The organism is Streptomyces sp. NBC_00310, from assembly GCF_036208085.1.
GTDB lineage: Bacteria > Actinomycetota > Actinomycetes > Streptomycetales > Streptomycetaceae > Streptomyces.
In genome coordinates, this window is record NZ_CP130714.1 from 8,095,247 (window position 1) to 8,118,826 (window position 23,580).

At 67.8% G+C, this 23,580-nt stretch carries 13 protein-coding genes, 1 tRNA gene and 2 rRNA genes; 14 read left to right on the top strand and 2 right to left on the bottom strand.

What is annotated here, in order from left to right:
* Positions 1-152 precede the first annotated feature (152 nt).
* The 4 genes from OG202_RS35540 to OG202_RS35555 all read left to right on the top strand — a co-directional run bounded on the left by OG202_RS35540 (position 153) and on the right by OG202_RS35555 (position 4,464).
* Positions 153-3,276 (top strand): 23S ribosomal RNA (locus OG202_RS35540).
* A 96-nt stretch (positions 3,277-3,372) separates the two neighbouring features.
* Positions 3,373-3,489 (top strand): 5S ribosomal RNA (gene rrf, locus OG202_RS35545).
* Between the two features lie 114 nt (positions 3,490-3,603).
* Positions 3,604-4,266 carry a DegT/DnrJ/EryC1/StrS family aminotransferase gene (locus tag OG202_RS35550; protein WP_326585593.1) on the top strand — a complete coding sequence of 221 codons (663 nt, stop codon included), beginning with the start codon at positions 3,604-3,606 and terminating at the stop codon, positions 4,264-4,266.
* A 125-nt stretch (positions 4,267-4,391) separates the two neighbouring features.
* Positions 4,392-4,464, top strand: a tRNA-Thr gene (locus tag OG202_RS35555).
* A gap of 49 nt (positions 4,465-4,513) precedes the next feature.
* Here the strand turns inward: OG202_RS35555 and OG202_RS35560 are convergent.
* Positions 4,514-7,258, bottom strand: coding sequence for a SpoIIE family protein phosphatase (locus OG202_RS35560; RefSeq protein ID WP_327727567.1), 2,745 nt, complete (start codon positions 7,256-7,258; stop codon positions 4,514-4,516).
* 406 nt (positions 7,259-7,664) lie between these two features.
* Here OG202_RS35560 and OG202_RS35565 point away from each other — a divergent pair, with 406 nt between their 5' ends.
* From OG202_RS35565 to OG202_RS35610, 10 genes are all read left to right on the top strand, one after another.
* Positions 7,665-13,151 (top strand): HAMP domain-containing protein, encoded by a 5,487-nt coding sequence (locus OG202_RS35565; RefSeq protein WP_327727566.1) that lies wholly within the window; start codon positions 7,665-7,667, stop codon positions 13,149-13,151.
* A 297-nt stretch (positions 13,152-13,448) separates the two neighbouring features.
* Positions 13,449-14,132 (top strand): response regulator, encoded by a 684-nt coding sequence (locus OG202_RS35570; protein WP_326576431.1) that lies wholly within the window; start codon positions 13,449-13,451, stop codon positions 14,130-14,132.
* A 186-nt stretch (positions 14,133-14,318) separates the two neighbouring features.
* Positions 14,319-17,042 carry an FtsK/SpoIIIE family DNA translocase gene (locus OG202_RS35575; RefSeq protein ID WP_327727565.1) on the top strand — a complete coding sequence of 908 codons (2,724 nt, stop codon included), beginning with the start codon at positions 14,319-14,321 and terminating at the stop codon, positions 17,040-17,042.
* Between the two features lie 311 nt (positions 17,043-17,353).
* Entirely contained in the window at positions 17,354-18,217 is an 864-nt protein-coding gene (locus OG202_RS35580) for a helix-turn-helix domain-containing protein (RefSeq protein WP_328224148.1), read from the top strand.
* A 124-nt stretch (positions 18,218-18,341) separates the two neighbouring features.
* Complete coding sequence (gene rimO, locus OG202_RS35585) at positions 18,342-19,823, top strand: 30S ribosomal protein S12 methylthiotransferase RimO (RefSeq protein WP_326576425.1); 1,482 nt, start codon at positions 18,342-18,344, stop codon at positions 19,821-19,823.
* On the top strand, positions 19,820-20,551 hold the full coding sequence (gene pgsA / locus OG202_RS35590) for a CDP-diacylglycerol--glycerol-3-phosphate 3-phosphatidyltransferase (RefSeq protein ID WP_327727563.1): 732 nt from the start codon (positions 19,820-19,822) through the stop codon (positions 20,549-20,551). The genes rimO and pgsA overlap by 4 nt, the downstream gene beginning before the upstream one ends.
* The gene (locus tag OG202_RS35595) at positions 20,548-21,093 is read left to right on the top strand and encodes a CinA family protein (protein ID WP_327727562.1); all 546 of its coding nucleotides are present in this window, start codon (positions 20,548-20,550) and stop codon (positions 21,091-21,093) included. Before pgsA ends, OG202_RS35595 begins: the two co-directional genes overlap by 4 nt.
* Before the next feature lie 109 nt (positions 21,094-21,202).
* Positions 21,203-21,580, top strand: a complete 378-nt coding sequence (locus OG202_RS35600) for a helix-turn-helix domain-containing protein (protein ID WP_005481441.1) — start codon at positions 21,203-21,205, stop codon at positions 21,578-21,580.
* Positions 21,581-21,853: 273 nt separating this feature from the next.
* Positions 21,854-22,324 carry a Dps family protein gene (locus OG202_RS35605; protein ID WP_326585592.1) on the top strand — a complete coding sequence of 157 codons (471 nt, stop codon included), beginning with the start codon at positions 21,854-21,856 and terminating at the stop codon, positions 22,322-22,324.
* A 229-nt stretch (positions 22,325-22,553) separates the two neighbouring features.
* Complete coding sequence (locus OG202_RS35610; RefSeq protein ID WP_326576415.1) at positions 22,554-22,847, top strand: hypothetical protein; 294 nt, start codon at positions 22,554-22,556, stop codon at positions 22,845-22,847.
* On the opposite strand, the gene OG202_RS35615 is transcribed toward OG202_RS35610, so the two are convergent.
* Complete coding sequence (locus OG202_RS35615; protein ID WP_326576413.1) at positions 22,795-23,559, bottom strand: SDR family NAD(P)-dependent oxidoreductase; 765 nt, start codon at positions 23,557-23,559, stop codon at positions 22,795-22,797. The two genes, OG202_RS35610 and OG202_RS35615, sit on opposite strands and share 53 nt — an antisense overlap.
* Between the last annotated feature and the right edge of the window lie 21 nt (positions 23,560-23,580).

A 23,580-nucleotide genomic window follows, 5' to 3' on the forward strand; every position in this document is an offset into this window, starting at 1 on the left:
ACGTCGATCGGGTCGGGCACGCTGTTGGGTGTCTGAGGGTATGGCCGTTCAGGTCGCCTTCAGTGCCGGCCCCAGTGCACTCGGACTTCTGGTCCGGGGTGATGGGTGGTTGGTCGTTGTTTGAGAACTGCACAGTGGACGCGAGCATCTGTGGCCAAGTTTTTAAGGGCGCACGGTGGATGCCTTGGCACCAGGAACCGATGAAGGACGTGGGAGGCCACGATAGGCCCCGGGGAGTCGTCAACCAGGCTTTGATCCGGGGGTGTCCGAATGGGGAAACCCGGCAGTCGTCATGGGCTGTCACCCTTGCCTGAACACATAGGGCAAGTGGAGGGAACGCGGGGAAGTGAAACATCTCAGTACCCGCAGGAAGAGAAAACAACCGTGATTCCGGGAGTAGTGGCGAGCGAAACCGGATGAGGCCAAACCGTATGCGTGTGAGACCCGGCAGGGGTTGCGTATACGGGGTTGTGGGATCTCTCTTGATCAGTCTGCCGGCTGGTCGGCGAGTCAGAAACCGTATGGGTAGGCGAAGGACATGCGAAAGGTCCGGCGTAGAGGGTAAGACCCCCGTAGCTGAAATCTGTACGGCTCGTTTGAGAGACACCCAAGTAGCACGGGGCCCGAGAAATCCCGTGTGAATCTGGCGGGACCACCCGCTAAGCCTAAATATTCCCTGGTGACCGATAGCGGATAGTACCGTGAGGGAATGGTGAAAAGTACCGCGGGAGCGGAGTGAAATAGTACCTGAAACCGTGTGCCTACAAGCCGTGGGAGCGTCGCGTATCGAGCTTTGCTCGGTGCGTCGTGACTGCGTGCCTTTTGAAGAATGAGCCTGCGAGTTTGCGGTGTGTTGCGAGGTTAACCCGGGTGGGGTAGCCGTAGCGAAAGCGAGTCCGAACAGGGCGACTTTAGTAGCACGCTCAAGACCCGAAGCGGAGTGATCTAGCCATGGGCAGGTTGAAGCGGAGGTAAGACTTCGTGGAGGACCGAACCCACCAGGGTTGAAAACCTGGGGGATGACCTGTGGTTAGGGGTGAAAGGCCAATCAAACTCCGTGATAGCTGGTTCTCCCCGAAATGCATTTAGGTGCAGCGTCGTGTGTTTCTTGCCGGAGGTAGAGCACTGGATAGGCGATGGGCCCTACCGGGTTACTGACCTTAGCCAAACTCCGAATGCCGGTAAGTGAGAGCGCGGCAGTGAGACTGTGGGGGATAAGCTCCATGGTCGAGAGGGAAACAGCCCAGAGCATCGACTAAGGCCCCTAAGCGTACGCTAAGTGGGAAAGGATGTGGAGTCGCACAGACAACCAGGAGGTTGGCTTAGAAGCAGCCACCCTTGAAAGAGTGCGTAATAGCTCACTGGTCTAGTGATTCCGCGCCGACAATGTAGCGGGGCTCAAGCGTACCGCCGAAGTCGTGTCATTCATACAATAGGGCCAACGCCTGTATGGATGGGTAGGGGAGCGTCGTGTGCCGGGTGAAGCAGCCGCGGAAGCGAGTTGTGGACGGTTCACGAGTGAGAATGCAGGCATGAGTAGCGATACACACGTGAGAAACGTGTGCGCCGATTGACCAAGGGTTCCTGGGTCAAGCTGATCTGCCCAGGGTAAGTCGGGACCTAAGGCGAGGCCGACAGGCGTAGTCGATGGATAACCGGTTGATATTCCGGTACCCGCTGTGAAGCGTCAAACATTGAACCAGGCGATGCTAAGTCCGTGAAGCCGTCCCGGACCCTTCGGGGAAAGGGAAGTGGTGGAGCCGACGGACCAGACTTGCAGTAGGTGAGTGATGGGGTGACGCAGGAAGGTAGTCCATCCCGGGCGGTGGTTGTCCCGGGGTAAGGGTGTAGGACGTCAGGTAGGTAAATCCGCCTGGCAATAGTCTGAGACCTGATGCCGAGCCGATTGTGGTGAAGTGGATGATCCTATGCTGTCGAGAAAAGCCTCTAGCGAGTTTCATGGCGGCCCGTACCCTAAACCGACTCAGGTGGTCTGGTAGAGAATACCGAGGCGTTCGGGTGAACTATGGTTAAGGAACTCGGCAAAATGCCCCCGTAACTTCGGGAGAAGGGGGGCCATCACTGGTGAGAGGACGTGCTCCTCGAGCTGGGGGTGGCCGCAGAGACCAGCGAGAAGCGACTGTTTACTAAAAACACAGGTCCGTGCGAAGCCGTAAGGCGATGTATACGGACTGACGCCTGCCCGGTGCTGGAACGTTAAGGGGACCGGTTAGTCACTCTTCGGGGTGGCGAAGCTGAGAACTTAAGCGCCAGTAAACGGCGGTGGTAACTATAACCATCCTAAGGTAGCGAAATTCCTTGTCGGGTAAGTTCCGACCTGCACGAATGGCGTAACGACTTCTCGACTGTCTCAACCATAGGCCCGGTGAAATTGCACTACGAGTAAAGATGCTCGTTTCGCGCAGCAGGACGGAAAGACCCCGGGACCTTTACTACAGTTTGATATTGGTGTTCGGTTCGGCTTGTGTAGGATAGCTGGGAGACTGTGAACTCTGGACGCCAGTTCAGGGGGAGTCGTCGTTGAAATACCAGTCTGGTCGTGCTGGATGTCTAACCTGGGTCCGTGATCCGGATCAGGGACAGTGTCTGATGGGTAGTTTAACTGGGGCGGTTGCCTCCCAAAGGGTAACGGAGGCGCCCAAAGGTTCCCTCAGCCTGGTTGGCAATCAGGTGTTGAGTGTAAGTGCACAAGGGAGCTTGACTGTGAGACCGACGGGTCGAGCAGGGACGAAAGTCGGGACTAGTGATCCGGCGGTGGCTTGTGGAAGCGCCGTCGCTCAACGGATAAAAGGTACCCCGGGGATAACAGGCTGATCTTCCCCAAGAGTCCATATCGACGGGATGGTTTGGCACCTCGATGTCGGCTCGTCGCATCCTGGGGCTGGAGTCGGTCCCAAGGGTTGGGCTGTTCGCCCATTAAAGCGGTACGCGAGCTGGGTTTAGAACGTCGTGAGACAGTTCGGTCCCTATCCGCTGCGCGCGCAGGAATATTGAGAAGGGCTGTCCCTAGTACGAGAGGACCGGGACGGACGAACCTCTGGTGTGCCAGTTGTTCTGCCAAGGGCATGGCTGGTTGGCTACGTTCGGGAGGGATAACCGCTGAAAGCATCTAAGCGGGAAGCCTGCTTCGAGATGAGTATTCCCACCCACTTGATGGGGTAAGGCTCCCAGTAGACGACTGGGTTGATAGGCCAGATATGGAAGCCCGGTAACGGGTGGAGTTGACTGGTACTAATAGGCCGAGGGCTTGTCCTCAGTTGCTCGCGTCCACTGTGTTGGTTCTGAAACCACGAACAACCCCATTCCCTTGTTTGGTCACGGGGGATGGTGCGGTTGAGTGTTTCATAGTGTTTCGGTGGTCATAGCGTGAGGGAAACGCCCGGTTACATTCCGAACCCGGAAGCTAAGCCTTACAGCGCCGATGGTACTGCAGGGGGGACCCTGTGGGAGAGTAGGACGCCGCCGAACAAATATTGAAAGAGCTGGTCCCCGAATTTCGGTTCGGGGACCAGCTCTTTTTTGTTGGGCGTCACTTGGAGTTCACGTTGCGCGACCAGGATCCGCAGCATGGGTACCGTTGGAATGCTCAGGGCCGCGGGTGTCGGGGCCGGTGACGAGGTCGTCGTGCCGGCGTTCGGGAACCCGGAGGTAGCTCACGCGGTGAGCCTCGCAGGGGCTGTGCCGGTGTTCGCTGACATAGATCCGGTGACGTACTGCCTGGATCCCTCGGCTGTCGAGGCCGCCGTGACGTCGCGGACGGTGGCTGCGGTCGTCGTCCACCGCTTCGGTCGGTCCGCCGACATCGCGGCGCTGCGTCAAGTCGGGCAACGGCATGGGCTGTTGGTACTGGAACAGGGAGAGTCGGAGACGCCCTACAGCGAGCTGGGGGTGCGTCGGCAGCGCGCCGCGTATCTCAGCGCGAAGCTGAAGGGCGTAGGGACACCCGAGGGGTGTGACAAGCACACCTTTCAGCAGTACGTCGTGCGGGTGCCCGGGAACGGGCGCCCCGACCGGGATGCCTTCGCGCGGGCCGTGCGGGCCAGGGGAGTCGAGTGCAGCGTGCCGGTGAAGACGCCGGTGCACCGGATGCCCGGGTTCCGCCGGGACGTGTGTCTGCCGGAGACCGAGCGGGCTGCCGACGAGACGCTGGCGCTGCCCATCGGCGGCGAGATGTCGCGGCGGGAACTGCAGCGGCTGGTGTCCGCCTGCAACGCGCTCGGTGGGCTGCTGCAGCCGGCTTTCTAGTTCTGGTGCTCGGGACAACTCGGGGGCGCGTGGGCCTGGTCAGTGCGCCGGGTGGTTCTGAACAGCCGCCGATTCGAGGTATGATCTATCTCGTTGCCGCGAGGGAAACCTCGAACAGGTGACAGGCCCCTATAGCTCAGTCGGTAGAGCGTCTCCATGGTAAGGAGAAGGTCAACGGTTCGATTCCGTTTGGGGGCTCAGCCAAAAGGCCCCGCCCACCTGGGCGGGGCCTTTGTCGTGTCCGGAGTCAGTCCGATTGGAGGCCCGGGACGCGCATCGCCAGAATGGCCATGTCGTCGGAGGGGGCGTCGGAGGCGAAGCGTTCGACGGCGCGCATGACGCGGGCCGCGACCGCGCCCGCCGTGAGGCCCGTGCAGGTGGTGAGGACCTCGGTCAGGCCGTCGTCGCCCAACATGCGGGTGCCCTCACGGCGTTCGGTGACGCCGTCCGTGACGCAGAGGAGGACGTCGCCGGGGTCGAGGGTGACCGTCTGCTCGTACAGCTCCAGGTCCTCCATGACGCCGAGCAGTGGCTGCGGTTCGGCGGCCGGCTCGACCGTGCCGTCCTGGCGGAGGCGCAGCGGGAGCGGGTGGCCGGCGCAGACGACCTTCAGTACGGCGCTGCCGTCCTCCTGGGGCCACAACTCGCCGTACAGCAGGGTCAGGAAGCGGCTGCGGGTGCCCTCGTCGATGATCGCGGAGTTGAGGCGCTCCAGGACCGCGGGCCCGCCGTAGCCCTCGCGGGCCAGCAGGCGCAGGGCGTGGCGGGCCAGGCCGGTGACCGCGGCGGCCTCCGGGCCGGTGCCGCAGACGTCGCCGATGGCGAAGCCGTACACGCCGTCGCGGATGGGGAACAGGTCGTAGAAGTCGCCGCCGACCTCGTTGCCCTCGCCGGCCGCTCGGTAGATGACGTCGACCTCGACGCCGTCGATCTGGGGGAGCTCGGGCGGCAGGAGGCTGCGCTGGAGGGACTGGCTGATGGCCACGCGCTCCGAGTACAGGCGGGCGTTGTCCAGGGCGAGGGCGGCTCGCCGGGAGAGGTCCTCCGCCAACTCCAGGATCTCCTGGCGGAAGTGCTCGTCCGTGGGCTTGCCGAGGGTCAGCATGCCGATGACGCGGTTGCGGGCCACGAGCGGGAGTACGACGGTCTCGCCGCCCACCGCCGAGGCCGTCGCCAGAGTCGTGCCGATGCCCGAGCTGACCGTGGCGGGCTCGCCCAGGCCCAGGCTGCGCATGGACGTGCGCAGGGCCGCCTGGTGGGCCGCTTCCGCAGGGGCCGTCCAGATGCGGGCGCCCGGCGTGGGGATGGGCTCCGGCGGGCGGATCTTGGAGAGGAGGGCCTTGAGGCCGTCGATGAGGTCCTCGTCCTCGTGCAGGACGTAACCCAGGTACGGGTCCGACGCCTGGTCGGCGATCGTGTAGACCGCGCACCAGGTGGCGAGGGTCGGGATCGTCATCTGGGCCATGAGCGCCAGGGTCTGGTCGCGGTCCAGGGTGCCCGCCAGGAGGTCGGAGGCCTCCACCAGGAAGCTCAACGAGCCGCGGCGCAGGCGCTCCAGCTCGCCGAGGCGGGCGGACTCGACGGCCAGGGCGATGCGGTCGGCGGCGAACTGGAGACGCAGGGCCTCCTCGTTGGAGTACCGGCCCTGCGCCTCCGCGGCGACGCCCAGGGAGCCCGTGAGGCGGCCCTCGACCTTGAGGGGGACCGTGACGACCGAACGCATGCCCGTGCCGTTGAGGAGGGGGACGGCGCCGGGGACGGCCGTGAGGTCGTCGTGGACGGCCGGCATGCGGGCCGAGCCGTAGCGGCCGGGGCCGGCCTCCACGGGGACGCGGGCGAAGCGCTGGCGGGCCGAGGGAAGGCCCGTGGAGGCCCGTACCTCCAGCTCGGTCTCGTCGTCGGTGGCGAGGAGGAGGAAGGCGGAGTCGCCGTCGAGCATGTCGCGGGCGCGCTCGACCGTGCGCTGGAGGAGGCCGTCGAGGTCGTCCGGGGCGGGGGAGCCGATGAAGACCTCGAAGGGGTCCGTGGCCTGGCCCTCGCCGGACCCGGAGCCGTCGCCGGAGGACATGCGGATCGGGGTCTGGAGGACGGCGCGCTCGTGGTCCCGTACGAGAAGACAGACCGTGGAGGGGTCTCCGTCCGCGTCGCGGACCCGGAGGTGGGAGGCGTAGACCGGCGTCACCCGGCCGCTGGCGCCGCGGATGCCGTAACTGCCCTCCCAGCGGGAGAGTTGGAGGGCCTCGGCGACGCCGGTGCTGGTGCCGGGGGTGTGCGGCCAGGCGGCGAGGTCGGTGAGGGGCTTGCCGATGACCTGGTCGGGGGCGTAGCCGAAAAGCTCCCCGGCGTCCTCGTTCCAGGCGCTGATCGCGCCCGTGCGGTCGATCTGGACGACGGCGACACGGACCCTGCCGTCGGCGAGCGGGAGCAGCTCGGCGGGGAGGGACGGGCCGGCCGAGCGGGTGCCCACCGGGCGGTCGGGGAGGTCGAGTTGGAACCAGACCTGCTTGTGCGTGGGCGTGTACTCGACGCCCCAGCGGGAGGCCATCGCCGCGCACAGTTGGAGGCCGCGGCCGCCCTCGCGGTCCGGACTGCCCATGTTGATGTGGTTGCCCTGGAGGGGGATCTCGCGTTCGGGGTATCTGTCGGCGACCTCGATGCGTACGCCGTCGTCGGCGCGCAGACACAGGACATCGGCGGAGGTGCCCGCGTGGACGACCGCGTTGGTGACGAGTTCGCTGGTGAGGACCACCGCGTCGTCGACGATGTCGGCGAAGCCCCAGCCCTGGAGGGTGTCGCGGACGAACGAGCGGGCGGTCGCGACGGACCGTGAGAGGGCAGCGAAGCTGGCGGCCGCGCGCGCGGTGATCACAGAACTCCTTGTCCGGTTCTCGACGTGCTGGGATCCTGGGACGGCCTCCTGCCGTGGCAGAGGCTGGTTCTCCGTCGGCCTGGGGTCCTGGGGGGTCTCCCCGGGATGCAGTCCGGTGGTCATGGTGAGGCCGCCCCTCCGATGCCTGCCCGCCGTGCTCGTGCGCCACCGCCCAGGCCGGGTCGGGACCGGCATGGCTGGACAGCCGCATGCAAGGTTACTTACCTTCGCCGTCCATGCGGATGCCGGTCGTCTGTGTTTCCGTCCGGAGGTGTGCGGACCGTGTGCGAAGCTGCCGAACTGTTATGGCCTGGTTCAGCCATGGTGAAACACTGGGCAGGCTTCCAGGAGAAGGTCGGGCAATTCCGAGTACCTTCCCAGTGCGCCGGGGAGTGGCACCTGGCCCGCTGAGCAGAAGTATCCGAGTACCAAGTGGTACGAGTGGTACGAGCAGTGTGAGCAGTACGAAGCGTTCGAATATGACGAAGTACGTCTAGCGGGAACGGTCGACCCTTGCGGGAGGGACACAGTGGAGTCTGGCGCAGCGACGCGGGGCACTAAAGCGCGCGCGAAAGGCGGACAGTCCCTGAGTGACCAGCGCACATCACGCAAACCGCGCAATGGGACCACGACCGTGGACACGGCTGCCCTGAACCGGCTGCTCACGGCGTTGGAGGCGATGCGGGACGGTAACTTCCGCAAGCGGCTGACCGTCTCGGGTGACGGTGTGATGTCCGAGATCTCGGCGGTCTTCAACGAGGTGGCGGACCGGAATCTCCATCTGACCGGCGAGCTGTCGCGGGTGCGGCGTGTGGTGGGGCGTGAGGGCAAGCTCACCGAGCGGCTGGAGACGGGTGCCGCCGAGGGGTCCTGGGCGACGGCGATCGACGCGTCGAACGCGCTGGTCGACGACCTCGTACGGCCGGTCTCCGAGGTCAGCCGGGTGTTGTCGGCCGTGGCGGACGGTGATCTGTCGCCGCGCATGGAGCTGCGGACGCAGGCGCCGGACGGGACCGGGCATCCGCTGCGCGGGGAGTTCCTGAAGGTCGGACGTACGGTGAACAACCTGGTCGACCAGCTGTCCACGTTCACCGACGAGGTCACCCGGGTGGCCAGCGAGGTGGGCACCGAGGGCAAGCTGGGCGGGCAGGCCAAGGTGCGCGGCATGTCCGGTTCGTGGAAGGACCTGACGGAGTCCGTCAACACGATGGCGTACCGGCTCACCGCGCAGGTGAGGGACATCGCGCTGGTGACGACGGCGGTCGCGAAGGGTGATCTGTCCCGGAAGGTCACGGTTCATGTGGCCGGTGAGATGCTGGAGCTGAAGGAGACCGTCAACACGATGGTCGACCAGCTCTCCGCGTTCTCTTCCGAGGTGACGCGAGTCGCCCGAGAGGTGGGTACCGAGGGTCAGCTCGGCGGGCAGGCCGAGGTGCCGGGCGTGGCCGGGGTGTGGAAGGAACTCACCGATTCGGTGAACACCATGGCCGGCAACCTCACCCTCCAGATGCGCGGCATCGCTCAGGTCACCACCGCGGTCGCCAACGGTGATCTGTCGCAGAAGGTGACCGTCCCGGCGCGCGGTGAGGTCGCCAAACTGGCCGAGACGATCAACCAGATGACCGAGACGCTGCGGATCTTCGCCGACGAGGTCACGCGCGTGGCCAACGAGGTGGGTGCCGAGGGTCGGCTGGGCGGTCAGGCGCAGGTGCCGGGCGCGGCGGGGACATGGAAGGACCTCACCGATTCCGTGAACACCGTCTTCCGGAACCTGACCATCCAGGTGCGGGACATCGCGGCGGTGACGACGGCCGTGGCCAACGGCGATCTCTCGCAGAAGGTCACCGTCGATGTCGCGGGCGAGATGCTCGAACTGAAGAACACCGTCAACGGGATGGTCGACCAGCTCTCCTACTTCGGTGCCGAGGTCACACGGGTGGCCAACGAGGTCGGTGCCGAGGGCCGGCTGGGCGGTCAGGCGCAGGTGCCGGGCGCGGCGGGGACGTGGAAGGACCTGACGGACTCCGTCAACACCGCGTTCCGGAATCTCACCGGACAGGTGAGGAACATCGCGGCGGTGACGACGGCCGTGGCCAACGGCGATCTCTCGCAGAAGGTCACCGTCGATGTCGCGGGCGAGATGCTCGAACTGAAGAACACCGTGAACACGATGGTGGACCAGCTGTCGTCGTTCGCCGACCAGGTGACGCGGATGGCCCGGGACGTGGGTACGGAGGGCCGCCTCGGCGGTCAGGCCCGCGTCGACGGCGTGTCCGGTACGTGGAAGGAACTCACCGACTCCGTCAACTCGATGGCCGGCAACCTCACCTCGCAGGTGCGGAACATCGCGCAGGTGACGACGGCCGTGGCGCGCGGCGACCTCTCCCAGAAGATCGACGTGGACGCGCGCGGCGAGATCCTGGAGCTGAAGAACACCATCAACACGATGGTCGACCAGCTGTCGTCCTTCGCGGACCAGGTGACCCGGGTGGCCCGGGACGTGGGTACGGAGGGCCGCCTCGGCGGTCAGGCGCAGGTGCCCGGCGTCGCCGGTGTGTGGCGCGACCTCACCGAGTCCGTGAACGGCATGGCCGGCAACCTGACCGGTCAGGTCCGCAACATCGCGCAGGTCGCCACGGCGGTGGCCCGGGGCGACCTCTCCCAGAAGATCACCGTGGACGCGCGCGGCGAGATCCTGGAGCTGAAGAACACGCTGAACACGATGGTGGACCAGCTGTCGTCGTTCGCGGAGGAGGTCACCAGGGTCGCCCGCGAGGTGGGTACGGAGGGCCAGCTCGGCGGTCAGGCCGAGGTGCAGGGCGTCTCCGGCACCTGGAAGGACCTCACGCAGTCGGTGAACTTCATGGCGAACAACCTGACCATCCAGGTGCGTCAGATCGCCGAGGTCACGACCGCGGTCGCCAAGGGCGACCTGTCGAAGAAGATCACCGTCGACGCGAAGGGCGAGATCCTCGAACTCGTCACCACCGTCAACACGATGGTGGACCAGCTGTCGTCCTTCGCCGAGCAGGTGACCCGGGTGGCCCGCGAGGTGGGCACCGAGGGCATCCTCGGCGGCCAGGCGCACGTGCCGGGCGTCACCGGCATCTGGAAGGACCTCAGCGGCAATGTGAACCTGATGGCCAAGAACCTGACCATGCAGGTGCGGAACATCTCCCAGGTCGCGGCGGCCGTCGCGAACGGCGACCTGACCCGTACGGTGACGATCGAGGCGGCGGGTGAGGTCGCGCAGCTCGCCGACACCTTCAACAGCATGGTGAAGACGCTGAGTTCGTTCGCCGACCAGGTCACCAAGGTGGCCCGTGAGGTGGGCACGGATGGCATCCTGGGCGGCCAGGCGCACGTACCGGGTGTGGCGGGTACGTGGAAGGACCTCACCGAGTCCGTGAACTCGATGGCGTCCAACCTCACCGGCCAGGTCCGCAACATCGCGATGGTCACGACCGCCATCGCCAAGGGCGACCTGACCAAGAAGATCGACATCGACGCGCGCGGCGAGATCCTGGAGCTGAAGACCACCATCAACACGATGGTCGACCAGCTGTCCTCCTTCGCCGAGGAGGTCACCCGGGTGGCCCGCGAGGTGGGCACCGAGGGACAGCTGGGCGGTCTGGCGCGCGTCCGGGACGTCGACGGCACCTGGCGGGACCTCACCGAGTCGGTGAACGAGATGGCCGGGAACCTGACGCGGCAGGTCCGTGCCATCGCGCGCGTGGCCACCGCGGTGACCCGGGGCGACCTGAACCTCAAGATCGACGTCGACGCGTCCGGCGAGATCAAGGAGCTGCAGGACTACATCAACAAGATGATCGCCAACCTGCGCGACACCACGATCGCCAACCAGGAGCAGGACTGGCTCAAGGGCAACCTCGCCCGGATCTCCGCCCTGATGCAGGGCCGCCGGGACCTCGACGACGTGGCCTCGCTGATCATGAGTGAGCTGACGCCGGTGGTCTCCGCGCAGCACGGCGCGTTCTTCCTCGCGTTGCCGTTCCTCGACGGCAAGGACCTGGCCCCGGACAACGACGACCAGTACGAGCTGCGCATGCTCGGCTCGTACGGCTACTCCATGGGCTCCATGCCGACGTCGTTCCGGCCCGGTGAGGCGCTGGTCGGGACGGCCGCGAAGGAGAAGCGCACGATCCTGGTGGAGAACGCGCCGAGCGGCTATCTGAAGATCTCCTCCGGGCTCGGCGAGGCGCCGCCCGCGCAGGTCATCGTGTTGCCGGTGCTCTTCGAGGGGACCGTGCTCGGTGTCATCGAACTGGCGTCGTTCAACTCGTTCACACAGATCCAGAAGGACTTCCTGAACCAGATCGCGGAGATGATCGCGACGAGCGTCAACACCATCTCCGTCAACACCAAGACCGAGGTGCTGCTGAAGCAGTCGCAGGAGCTGACCGAGCAACTGCGCGAGCGGTCCGACGAGTTGGAGAACCGGCAGAAGGCACTCCAGGCGTCCAACGCCGAACTGGAGGAGAAGGCCGAGCTGCTGGCCCGGCAGAACCGCGACATCGAGGTCAAGAACACCGAGATCGAGGAGGCGCGGCAGGTCCTGGAGGAGCGTGCCGAGCAGCTCGCGGTGTCCATGCGCTACAAGAGCGAGTTCCTCGCGAACATGTCGCACGAGCTGCGCACCCCGCTCAACTCGCTGCTGATCCTCGCCAAACTGCTCGCCGACAACGCCGAGTCGAACCTGACGCCCAAGCAGGTCGAGTTCGCCGAGACGATCCACGGGGCGGGCTCCGACCTGCTCCAGCTGATCAACGACATCCTGGACCTGTCGAAGGTCGAGGCGGGCAAGATGGACGTCTCGCCGACCCGTATCGCCCTCGTCCAGCTCGTGGACTACGTGGAGGCCACCTTCCGGCCGCTGACCGCGGAGAAGGGCCTGGACTTCTCCGTACGCGTCTCGCCGGAGCTGCCCGCCACGCTGCACACGGACGAACAGCGGCTGCTGCAGGTGCTGCGGAACCTGCTGTCCAACGCGGTGAAGTTCACCGACTCCGGGGCCGTGGAGCTGGTCATCCGGCCGGCCGGCGCGGATGTGCCGGTGGCCATCAGGGAGCAGTTGCTGGAGGCGGGCTCGCTGCGGGACGCGGACGCCGGCATGATCGCGTTCTCGGTGACGGACACGGGCATCGGGATCGCGGCCAGCAAGATGCGGGTCATCTTCGAGGCGTTCAAGCAGGCGGACGGCACCACGAGCCGCAAGTACGGCGGTACGGGCCTGGGGTTGTCCATCTCGCGGGAGATCGCCCGGCTGCTGGGCGGCGAGATCCACGCGCAGAGCGAGCCCGGACGCGGCTCCACCTTCACCCTGTATCTGCCGCTGCACCCGAGTGAACTGCCCCCGCAGGGCTACGCGCACAACACGCCCGCCGCGCTGGAGGCCGGGGAGCTGCTGGCCTCCGAGAACGAGCTGGCCGAGCGCACCGAGACGCCGGCCGAGGTGAAGTCGTACCGCGAGACCCAGAACGGGGCCGCCGCGCTCTTCAGGCGGCGCCGCAGGTCCGTGCCCGCCCCGCACCACGGCCAGGGCAACGGTCAGGCGCAGGAGCACTGGGCGCAGCAGGCCGTGCAGGAGGCGGCGTCGCAGGCGCGCCGGACGGTCCGCTTCGACGGCGAGAAGGTCCTCATCGTCGACGACGACATCCGTAACGTCTTCGCGCTCACCAGCGTCCTGGAGCAGCACGGCCTGTCCGTGCTGTACGCCGAGAACGGCCGTGAGGGCATCGAGGTCCTGGAACAGCACGACGACGTGACGGTCGTTCTGATGGACATCATGATGCCCGAGATGGACGGCTACGCGACGACCACGGCGATCCGCCGGATGCCCCAGTTCGCCGGACTGCCGATCATCGCGCTGACGGCCAAGGCGATGAAGGGCGACCGGGAGAAGGCGATCGACTCGGGAGCCTCCGACTATGTGACCAAGCCGGTGGATCCGGATCATCTGCTGTCGGTCATGCAGCAATGGATGCGGAGTGAGTGACGCGGAGCGCGGTCGGTGGTCACAACCCGTTGAGCGGTGCACGGAGTTGCTGACTGAGTGTGGCCGAGGCCGTGTAGAAACGCGGGATTCGGGGAACCTTCTGGTCCCCGCTTGCGTTTCTGCTACGAGCACAGTGACATCACGGTGACAGGGTGTGGCGACGGGCGGGGTGCGGCTACGATGACCGGCACAAGGACGGGTGGCGCGAGGGAGTCGTCCCCTGGGGTGACGCCGAGTGGTGTCACGTCGAGTCCTGCGGACAGGGGAGGCCCCAAGCCGGGGCGAGGAGGACGGGCCATGGTGCAGAAGGCCAAGATCCTCCTGGTCGATGACCGGCCGGAGAATCTGTTGGCGCTGGAGGCCATCCTCTCCGCGCTCGATCAGACACTGGTGCGGGCATCGTCCGGGGAGGAAGCGCTCAAGGCGCTGTTGACGGACGACTTCGCGGTCATTCTGCTGGACGTCCAGATGCCGGGAATGGACGGTTTCGAAACGGCCGCGCACATTAAGCGGCGCGAACGGACCCGGGACATCCCCATTATTTTCCTCACCGCCATCAACCACGGACCGCATCACACGTTCCGTGGGTACGCGGCAGGTGCGGTCGACTACATCTCGAAACCGTTCGACCCCTGGGTGCTGCGCGCCAAGGTCTCCGTTTTCGTCGAGCTGTACATGAAGAACTGCCAGCTCAGGGAGCAGGCGGCGCTGTTGCGGCTCCAGTTGGAGGGTGGCGGCAAGGGGGCGGCGGGCGGTTCCAAGGAGCCCTCCGGCGGCATCCTCGCCGAACTCTCCGCGCGGCTCGCGGCCGTCGAGGAGCAGGCGGAGGCGCTGTCCAAACAGCTCGACGACGACTCCGCGGACGCCGCCGCGGTGGCCACCGCGGCCCATCTCGAACGCAAACTCACGGGCCTGCGCAGGGCGCTGGACGCGTTGGAGCCGGGCACGGGCGGGCACCCGTCGGTGCCGTCGCAGAACTGAGCATGTTCCGGAGCGCGGGCCGGGGTCGCACAAGTGGCCCGGGCCCGCGTCCGGTTGTGACCGGTGATCGTGGGGGATGAGGGTCTGTCTGTCCGCGTCAGCTTCGGGGCTCCACGAGCGCGACACGAACGGGTGAAGCAGTGGGCACACGTGTCGGTTGTGGTCTCCACCGGTAACCTCACACTCATGGCCTCACGTCAGTCCGCAGCGAAGAAGCCGCCCGCGAAGAAGGCGGCCGCTCCGACGAAGGCTTCGGCGAAGAAGGCCCCCGCGAAGAAAGCCGCCGCCAAGAAGGCGACGGCGAAGAAGACGGCCCCTCCGAAGCCGGCGCCCAATCCCACCGGAGGCGTGTACAAGCTCGTACGCGCCGTCTGGCTCGGTGCCGCGCACGCCGTCGGCGCCGTCTTCCGTGGCATAGGGCAGGGCGCGAAGGGTCTCGACCCGGCGCATCGCAAGGACGGCGTCGCGCTCCTGCTGCTCGCCCTCGCCCTGATCGTCGCCGCCGGTACCTGGTCCAATCTGCGCGGCCCGGTCGGCGATCTCGTCGAGATGCTCGTGACCGGTGCCTTCGGCCGGCTCGACCTGCTCGTGCCGGTACTGCTCTCGGTCATCGCCGTACGGTTCATCCGGCACCCCGAGAAGCCGGACGCCAACGGACGCATCGTCATCGGTCTGTCCGCGCTCGTCATCGGCGTCCTCGGCCAGGTCCACCTCGCCTGCGGCTCGCCCGCCCGCAGCGCCGGCATGCAGGCGATAAGGGACGCCGGGGGGCTCATCGGCTGGAGCACGGCCACGCCGCTGACGTACACCATGGGCCAGGCCCTCGCCGTGGCGATGCTCGTGCTGCTCACGGTCTTCGGGCTGCTCGTCGTCACCGCGACACCGGTCAACGCGATCCCGCAGCGGCTGCGGCTGCTCGGGCAGAAGCTGGGCATCGTCGCGGACGACGAGGACGAGTACGCCGAGTACGGCGAGGACGACTCCCGCTACGACGAGCAGTGGCGCGACGCGCTTCCCGCGCGCCCCCGCCGACGCGGCTCGGCTCCCGAGGCGTACGACCCCGACTCCGCCGAGCAGGAGGCCCTCACCAAGCGCCGGCCGAGGCGCTCCGCCGTACGGCAGCCCGACCCGAACCGGCCGATGGACGCCGTGGACGTGGCCGCTGCCGCCGCTGCCGCGCTCGACGGGGCCGTGCTGCACGGGATGCCGCCCTCGCCGGTGGTCGCCGACCTCACCCAGGGCGTGAGTGTGGGGGACCGGGAGGAGACCACCCCCGTCCCGGCCGCGCGCAGCAGGACGCCCCAGCAGGAACCCCCGGCCGCCAAGCCGCCCAAGGGCGCCAGGCAGGACGCCCTGGTGCCGGACCTGACCAAGCAGGCCCCGGACGAGCCGCGAGAGCTGCCGGCGCGCGCCGAACAGCTCCAGCTCTCCGGCGACATCACCTACTCCCTGCCCTCGCTCGACCTCCTGGAGCGGGGCGGCCCCGGCAAGACGCGCAGCGCCGCCAACGACGCCATAGTGGCCTCCCTCTCGAACGTGTTCTCCGAGTTCAAGGTCGACGCCTCCGTCACCGGCTTCACCCGCGGGCCGACGGTCACCCGCTACGAGGTCGAGCTGGGCCCGGCGGTCAAGGTCGAGCGGATCACCGCGCTCACCAAGAACATCGCGTACGCCGTCGCCAGCCCGGACGTACGGATCATCAGCCCGATCCCCGGCAAGTCGGCCGTCGGCATCGAGATCCCCAACACCGACCGCGAGATGGTCAACCTCGGCGACGTACTGCGCCTCGCGGACGCGGCCGAGGACGACCACCCGATGCTGGTCGCGCTCGGCAAGGACGTCGAGGGCGGCTATGTGATGGCCAATCTGGCGAAGATGCCGCATGTGCTCGTCGCAGGCGCGACCGGCTCCGGTAAATCGTCGTGCATCAACTGCCTGATCACCTCGGTCATGGTCCGCGCGACCCCCGAGGACGTCCGTATGGTCCTCGTCGACCCCAAGCGCGTCGAACTGACCGCGTACGAGGGCATCCCGCACCTGATCACGCCGATCATCACCAACCCCAAGCGGGCCGCCGAGGCGCTCCAGTGGGTCGTGCGCGAGATGGACCTGCGCTACGACGACCTGGCCGCGTTCGGCTACCGCCACATCGACGACTTCAACGAGGCCATCAGGAACGGCAAGGTGAAGCTGCCCGAGGGCAGCGAGCGCGAGCTCCAGCCGTACCCGTACCTGCTGGTGATCGTGGACGAGCTGGCCGACCTGATGATGGTCGCGCCGCGGGACGTCGAGGACGCGATCGTCCGCATCACCCAGCTCGCGCGCGCGGCCGGCATCCACCTGGTGCTCGCCACGCAGCGGCCGTCCGTGGACGTCGTCACCGGTCTGATCAAGGCGAACGTGCCCTCGCGGCTCGCCTTCGCCACCTCCTCGCTCGCCGACTCGCGGGTCATCCTCGACCAGCCCGGCGCCGAGAAGCTGATCGGCAAGGGCGACGGGCTGTTCCTGCCGATGGGGGCCAACAAGCCGACCCGTATGCAGGGCGCGTTCGTGACCGAGGACGAGGTCGCGGCGATCGTCCAGCACTGCAAGGACCAGATGGCGCCCGTCTTCCGGGACGACGTCACCGTGGGCACCAAGCAGAAGAAGGAGATCGACGAGGAGATCGGCGACGACCTCGACCTGCTGTGCCAGGCGGCCGAACTGGTCGTCTCCACGCAGTTCGGATCGACCTCCATGCTCCAGCGCAAGCTGCGCGTCGGCTTCGCCAAGGCCGGGCGACTCATGGACCTCATGGAGTCCCGGGGCATCGTGGGGCCGAGCGAGGGCTCCAAGGCACGTGACGTTCTTGTGAAACCCGACGAACTGGACGGCGTGCTGGCCGTGATCCGGGGGGAGACTGAGGCATAAGGGCCGCAGCGGGACCGCGGAGGGGCGCACCGCAGGGAAAACCGGTTGTCCGACGGGCGGAACACGGATGGGATTACGGCATCCGGGTATTCGAACGTGACTCACCCGTAAGGAAATGGTGAGCAACCGTTTCCCTTCGGCGTACGTCAAGTTGGACGAGGGGACAGCCCCGTGCCCCACCCTCACCACCAGCAGGATGACCGGCCATTCTGATGGCGTACAAAGTCCCACCGCCCGGTTGCCCCACCCTTTCGTACCCCCCCTAGACTGAACCTCCAGCACAGGTGGCTACACGCTCGAAAGGCGCCCCCGTGTCCATCGGCAACTCCCCTGACGGCAACTTCCCCGAAGACGAGCGTCCGTTCGAAGACGACCGTGACGAACGCCTGGCGGAACGCCCCTCGATCGGTCGTGCCCTCCAGCAGGCACGCATCGCGGCCGGGCTGACCGTCGACGACGTCAGCAACGCCACCCGGGTCCGCATCGCCATCGTGCACGCGATCGAGCAGGACGACTTCGCCCCCTGCGGTGGCGACGTCTACGCGCGCGGTCACCTCCGCACCCTCGCACGCGCGGTGCGCATCGATCCCGTTCCGCTGCTCGCGCAGTTCGACGAGGCGCACGGCGGGCGGCCCGCGCCCACCCCGGCGGCGCCGCTGTTCGAGGCGGAGCGCATCCGTCCCGAGCGGCGCGGCCCCAACTGGACCGCCGCCATGGTCGCCGCGATCGTCGCGGTGATCGGCTTCGTCGGCTTCACCGCGTTCAACGACGGTGACGACGGCGACACCACACAGGTCGCCGAGGGCTCCACGCCGACCACCAGCAAGCCCGCCTCGCCCACGCCCAAGGCCGACAAGCCCGACGCCGACCCGAAGCCCGACCCGACCGACAGCGCCATCGCGGCCGCGCCCCGCGACAAGGTGACCGTGCAGGTCAGCGCCTCCGACGGCCGCAGCTGGATCTCCGCCAAGGACCACAACGGCCGGCTCCTGTGGGACGGCCTCCTCAAGCAGGGCCAGTCCAAGACCTTCCAGGACAGCTCCAAGATCGACCTCGTCCTCGGCGACGCCGGAGCCATCCAGCTCTACGTCAACGGCAAGAAGATCAAGGACGACTTCCGGCCCGGCCAGGTCGAACGCCTGACGTACACGAAGGGCGACCCGGAGGTCGGCTGAGCCTTCGGTACGTCCGCGCCAGCGGACGTACGGACGACCCAGAGAGAACGCGGGTACGGGGTTGGCCAAGATCGGCCAACCCCGTCGACGTGGGCTGTCAGCGGGACGAAGTAGTCTTGAGCCCATGCCTGAACGCCGTACCGTCGCACTCGTCACTCTTGGCTGCGCCCGTAACGAGGTGGACTCGGAGGAGCTCGCAGGCCGCTTGGAGGCGGACGGCTGGGAGCTCGTCGAGGACGCCGAGGAAGCGGACGTCGCGGTCGTCAACACCTGTGGCTTCGTCGAAGCCGCCAAGAAGGACTCCGTCGACGCGCTCCTGGAAGCCAATGACCTCAAGGGTCACGGCAGAACCCAGGCCGTCGTCGCGGTCGGCTGCATGGCCGAGCGGTACGGCAAGGAGCTCGCCGAGGCGCTGCCCGAGGCCGACGGCGTGCTCGGCTTCGACGACTACGCGAACATCTCCGACCGCCTCCAGACCATCCTGAACGGCGGCATCCACGCCTCGCACACCCCGCGCGACCGGCGCAAGCTGCTGCCGATCAGCCCGGCCGAGCGCCAGGAGTCGGCTGCCGAGGTCGCGCTGCCGGGGCACGCCCCCGTCGACCTTCCGGACGGCCTCGCTCCGGCCTCCGGGCCGCGTTCGCCACTGCGCCGCCGCCTGGACGGCTCGCCCGTCGCCTCCGTGAAGCTGGCCTCGGGCTGCGACCGCCGTTGCTCCTTCTGCGCCATCCCGTCCTTCCGCGGCTCCTTCATCTCGCGCCGCCCCTCGGACGTGCTGAACGAGACGCGCTGGCTGGCCGAGCAGGGCGTCAAGGAGGTCATGCTCGTCTCCGAGAACAACACCTCGTACGGCAAGGACCTGGGCGACATCCGGCTGCTGGAGTCCCTGCTGCCCGAGCTCGCCGAGGTCGACGGCATCGAGCGGGTGCGCGTGAGCTACCTCCAGCCCGCCGAGATGCGGCCCGGCCTCATCGACGTGCTCACCTCCACACCCAAGGTCGTGCCCTACTTCGACCTCTCCTTCCAGCACTCCGCCCCCGCCGTGCTGCGCTCGATGCGCCGCTTCGGCGACACCGACCGCTTCCTGGAGCTGCTCGACACCATCCGCGGCAAGGCCCCCGAGGCCGGCGTGCGGTCCAACTTCATCGTGGGATTCCCCGGCGAGACCGAGGACGACCTCGCGGAGCTGGAGCGGTTCCTGAACGGCGCGAGACTGGACGCGATCGGCGTCTTCGGGTACTCCGACGAGGAGGGCACCGAGGCGGCGACGTACGAGAACAAGCTGGCCGAGGACGTGGTCGCCGAGCGGCTCGCGCGGGTCTCGCGGCTGGCCGAGGAGCTGGTCTCGCAGCGCGCCGAGGAGCGCGTCGGGCAGACCGTGCGCGTCCTCGTCGAGTCGGTCGACGGGGACGAGGGTGCGTACGGTCGTGCCGCGCACCAGGCGCCCGAGACGGACGGCCAGGTGCTGTTCACGAGCGGTGAGGAGCTGAGCGTCGGCCTTGTGGTCGAGGCGAAGGTGGTCGCCACGGAAGGCGTCGATCTGGTGGCCGAGGTACTCCCGGGCTCGCTCGGCTCCCCCGTGTGTCCTGAGGAGGCGGCCAGATGACGGGAGCCCCGGCATCCGCGGCGGGCGGCACCTCCGGCGCCAAGGGCGTGACGAGCGCCTCCGGCGTTCCCGGCGCCCCGGGCGCTGCCGGAGAGACGCGGCCCGTGCGTGGCGGGAAGCTGGGAGCTGCCGCCGTCAACCAGGCCAGCCTCTGGAACATCGCGAACATCCTGACCATGGTCCGTCTGGTCCTCGTACCGGGCTTCGTCATGCTGATGCTCATGGACGGCGGGTACGACCCGGTCTGGCGGGCCTGGGCCTGGGCGGCCTTCGCCGTCGCCATGATCACCGACATCTTCGACGGCCACCTGGCCCGGACGTACGACCTGGTCACCGACTTCGGGAAGATCGCCGACCCCATCGCCGACAAGGCGATCATGGGTGCCGCGCTGATCTGTCTGTCCTACCTCGGCGATCTGCCGTGGTGGGTGACCGGAGTCATCCTCGGCAGGGAACTCGGGATCACGCTGCTGCGTTTCATCGTCATCCGGTACGGAGTCATCCCGGCGAGCCGCGGCGGCAAGCTGAAGACCCTCACGCAGGGCATCGCCGTCGGCATGTACGTCCTGGCGCTGGAGGGGCCCCTGGCCACCCTGAGGTGGTGGGTGATGGCCGTGGCGGTCATCCTGACCGTAGTGACCGGACTCGACTATGTGAGACAGGCCATTGTGCTGCGCCGGAGCGGAACGGCCGAGCGCGAAGCCGCGGCGGAGGGAGCGGAACGTTGACCTCCACGGCCGCCGAAGTGCTGCGACTACTGACGGTGAGGGGCGAGACGCTCGCCGTCGCCGAGTCGCTGACCGGCGGTCTGGTCGCGGCAGCACTCACCGCGGCCCCAGGGGCCTCCCAGGCGTTCCGGGGCTCGGTCACCGCCTACGCCACCGAGCTGAAGCACCAGTTGCTCGATGTCGACGAGACCCTCCTGGACCAGCGTGGAGCGGTGGATCCGCAGGTCGCGGCCCAGATGGCGGACGGCGTCCGCAAGGCGCTCGGCGCCGACTGGGGAATTTCGACCACCGGGGTCGCCGGCCCGGAGCCGCAGGACGGCAGGCCCGTCGGCGTGGTCTATGTGGCCGTCGCCGGGCCGTCCGCAGCCGATTCCGGCGTATCAGGTGGCGGGAAAGTGTCGTCGTTGCGGTTGAACGGCGGCCGGGCGGAAATCCGTATGGAGAGTGTACGGAGCGTACTCGCACTGCTTCTTCAGGAGCTTGCGGGCGAACAGACCGGGAATGAGCGGGCACAGGATACGGAACAGAACGGGGGGACTTGATGTTTGCAGCCCTGAGTGAACACAACAGCGCTCCCCGCACGGCCGCAGCGCGAGGCGGTACGGTGGGGCGTGAAGGATGCGGCTACGCGGTCCGAGGAGGGAGCCACCGATGATTCTGCTCCGTCGCCTGCTGGGTGACGTGCTGCGTCGGCAGCGCCAGCGCCAGGGCCGTACTCTGCGCGAAGTCTCCTCGTCCGCCCGAGTCTCACTCGGCTATCTCTCCGAGGTGGAGCGGGGGCAGAAGGAGGCTTCCTCCGAGCTGCTCTCCGCCATTTGCGACGCGCTGGACGTACGGATGTCCGAGCTCATGCGGGAAGTGAGCGACGAGCTCGCCCTTGCCGAGCTGGCCCAGTCCGCAGCGGCCACCGAGCCGGTGCCAGCACCAGTGCGTCGACCGATGCTCAACTCCGTCTCGGTGGCCGGTGTGCCACCGGAACGGGTCACGATCAAGGCGCCCGCCGAAGCGGTGGACGTCGTCGCGGCGTGAGCCGCGTGTATGTGCGTGAGGTTCGGCGCGCGCCGGTGAAGAAGTAGAAGCGGAAGCGGGAGCCCCGGGCGGGGCCTTCAGGGAGACCTGGGGGCACCGGCCGGGGCTTCTGTGTTGCCTGCGGCTCCCGTTTGCCGGGGTGGTGGTGTGCGGTCATGGTGGAGGAGCGGGCTCGGGGCGTGCGCGCGATGCGTGCGTGCGGCCGCGGTAGAGCGCACAGAGTCGTACGGGCGCACAGGGTCGTACGGCGTCCCAAGAAACCGGAGCGTGCTGATGTACGTGGTGAAGAGCCCGCTGTCCGAGGCCGATCTGAAGACCGTCTCCGAGGCGCTGCAGGGCGCCCTGGTCGATCTCGTCGACCTCTCCCTCGTGGCCAAGCAGATCCATTGGAACGTGGTCGGGCCGCGCTTCCGCTCGGTCCATCTCCAGCTCGACGAGGTCGTGGACACCGCCCGGCTGCACTCCGACACCGTCGCCGAACGCGCCTCCACCCTCGGTGTCTCGCCGGACGGGCGGGCCGGGACAGTGGCCGGGAGCAGCGGTATCGGCGCGGCCCCGAACGGCTGGGTCAAGGACGCGGACGCCGTGGGGACCCTGGTGGACGCGCTCGGCGCGGTGATCACCCGGATGCGGACACGGGTGGAGAGCACCGCGGAGGCGGATCCGGTGAGCCAGGACATCTTCATCGGCATCACGGCGGATCTCGAGAAGCACCACTGGATGTTCCAGGCGGAGAACGGGTAGAGCGGCGGCGGACGCGAACGGGTGCCGGCCTGCCGCGCGCCTCGTGACCGGTGGATGCGGTGGGGGCGTGACGACGGCGGTGAGCGGCTGCGGGGCGCATCGGGTGCCCCGTGGGCGCGGTCCTCGTGAGGGGGCCGTGCGTCCCTGTGCCGGTGGTGCGCCCTCTCCGGCCGTGACGAGGGCCGTCTAGCGTCGTTCTGGGGGCCCGGAGGCCTTGGAGGTGGCGGCCATGCGAATAGTTCGCTGGGGGGCGGCTCTGGGTCTCGGTGCGCTGTGGTGGTGGGGTGTGCTGCGACTCGCGCTGGTGCCGGATGCCGGCGCGCTGGAGGGGGCGGTCGCGGCCGGAGGGTGGGGGCTGAGCCTGCTGCCTGTGCACTGCGTACCGAAGGGGCGGGCGCTGGGACGGTCGGGGGGCGCGTCAGGGGGCGCGGGGGGTGGCCCGGTTCTGGAGGACGCGGTGGGGGCCGTGGTCACCAGGGCATGGCCACCCCGCCGTTCGGACGGAGGATCTGGCCCGTGGTGAACGCGGACGCGTCGGAGGCGAGGTGCAACACGGCGTGTGCGATGTCCTCGGGCTCGCCGACCCGGCCCAGCGGTGACAGCCTGGCCATGAAGGACTCCGTCCTCGCCTGTGCCTCGCCGCCGTTGCGGTCGGTCATGGGTGTGCGGATCCAGCCCGGCGCCACCGCGTTGACGCGGATGCCGTGCGCCCCGACCTCGGTCGCCAGGGTCTTCGTCAGCTGGACCACCGCCGCCTTGGTCACGCCGTAGCAGAGCAGCCCCGGGCCGCCGGTGTCGACGGCGCCGGAGGCCATGGTGACGATGCTGCCGCGCGTCCCGTCGGTGATCATCCGGCGGGCCGCCTCCTGGCAGGCGTGGAGCACGCCCTTGAAGTTGACGCTCCACACCCGTTCGAGATCCTCGTCCCGGGTCTCCAATACCGGGCTGCTGTGCATGATCCCGGCGATGGCAGCCATCACATGGAGCCGCTCGCAGGCGGCCACCGCCCGCGCGAGCTGGGCGCGGTCGGTGACGTCGAGGTGGTGGATGTGGGCGGTGCCGTTGCCGGCCTTGATCAGGGTCGCCGTCTCGTGCAGGCCCTGTGCGTCGCGGTCCGCGCAGTGCACGGTGGCGCCGGCCTCGGCGAGCAGGACGGCCGACGCGCGGCCGATACCACTGCCGGCGCCGGTGACGAACGCGGTGCGGCCGGTGAGGTCGTACGCCGGGATGGGCATGAAGTTGACGGTACGAGCGTT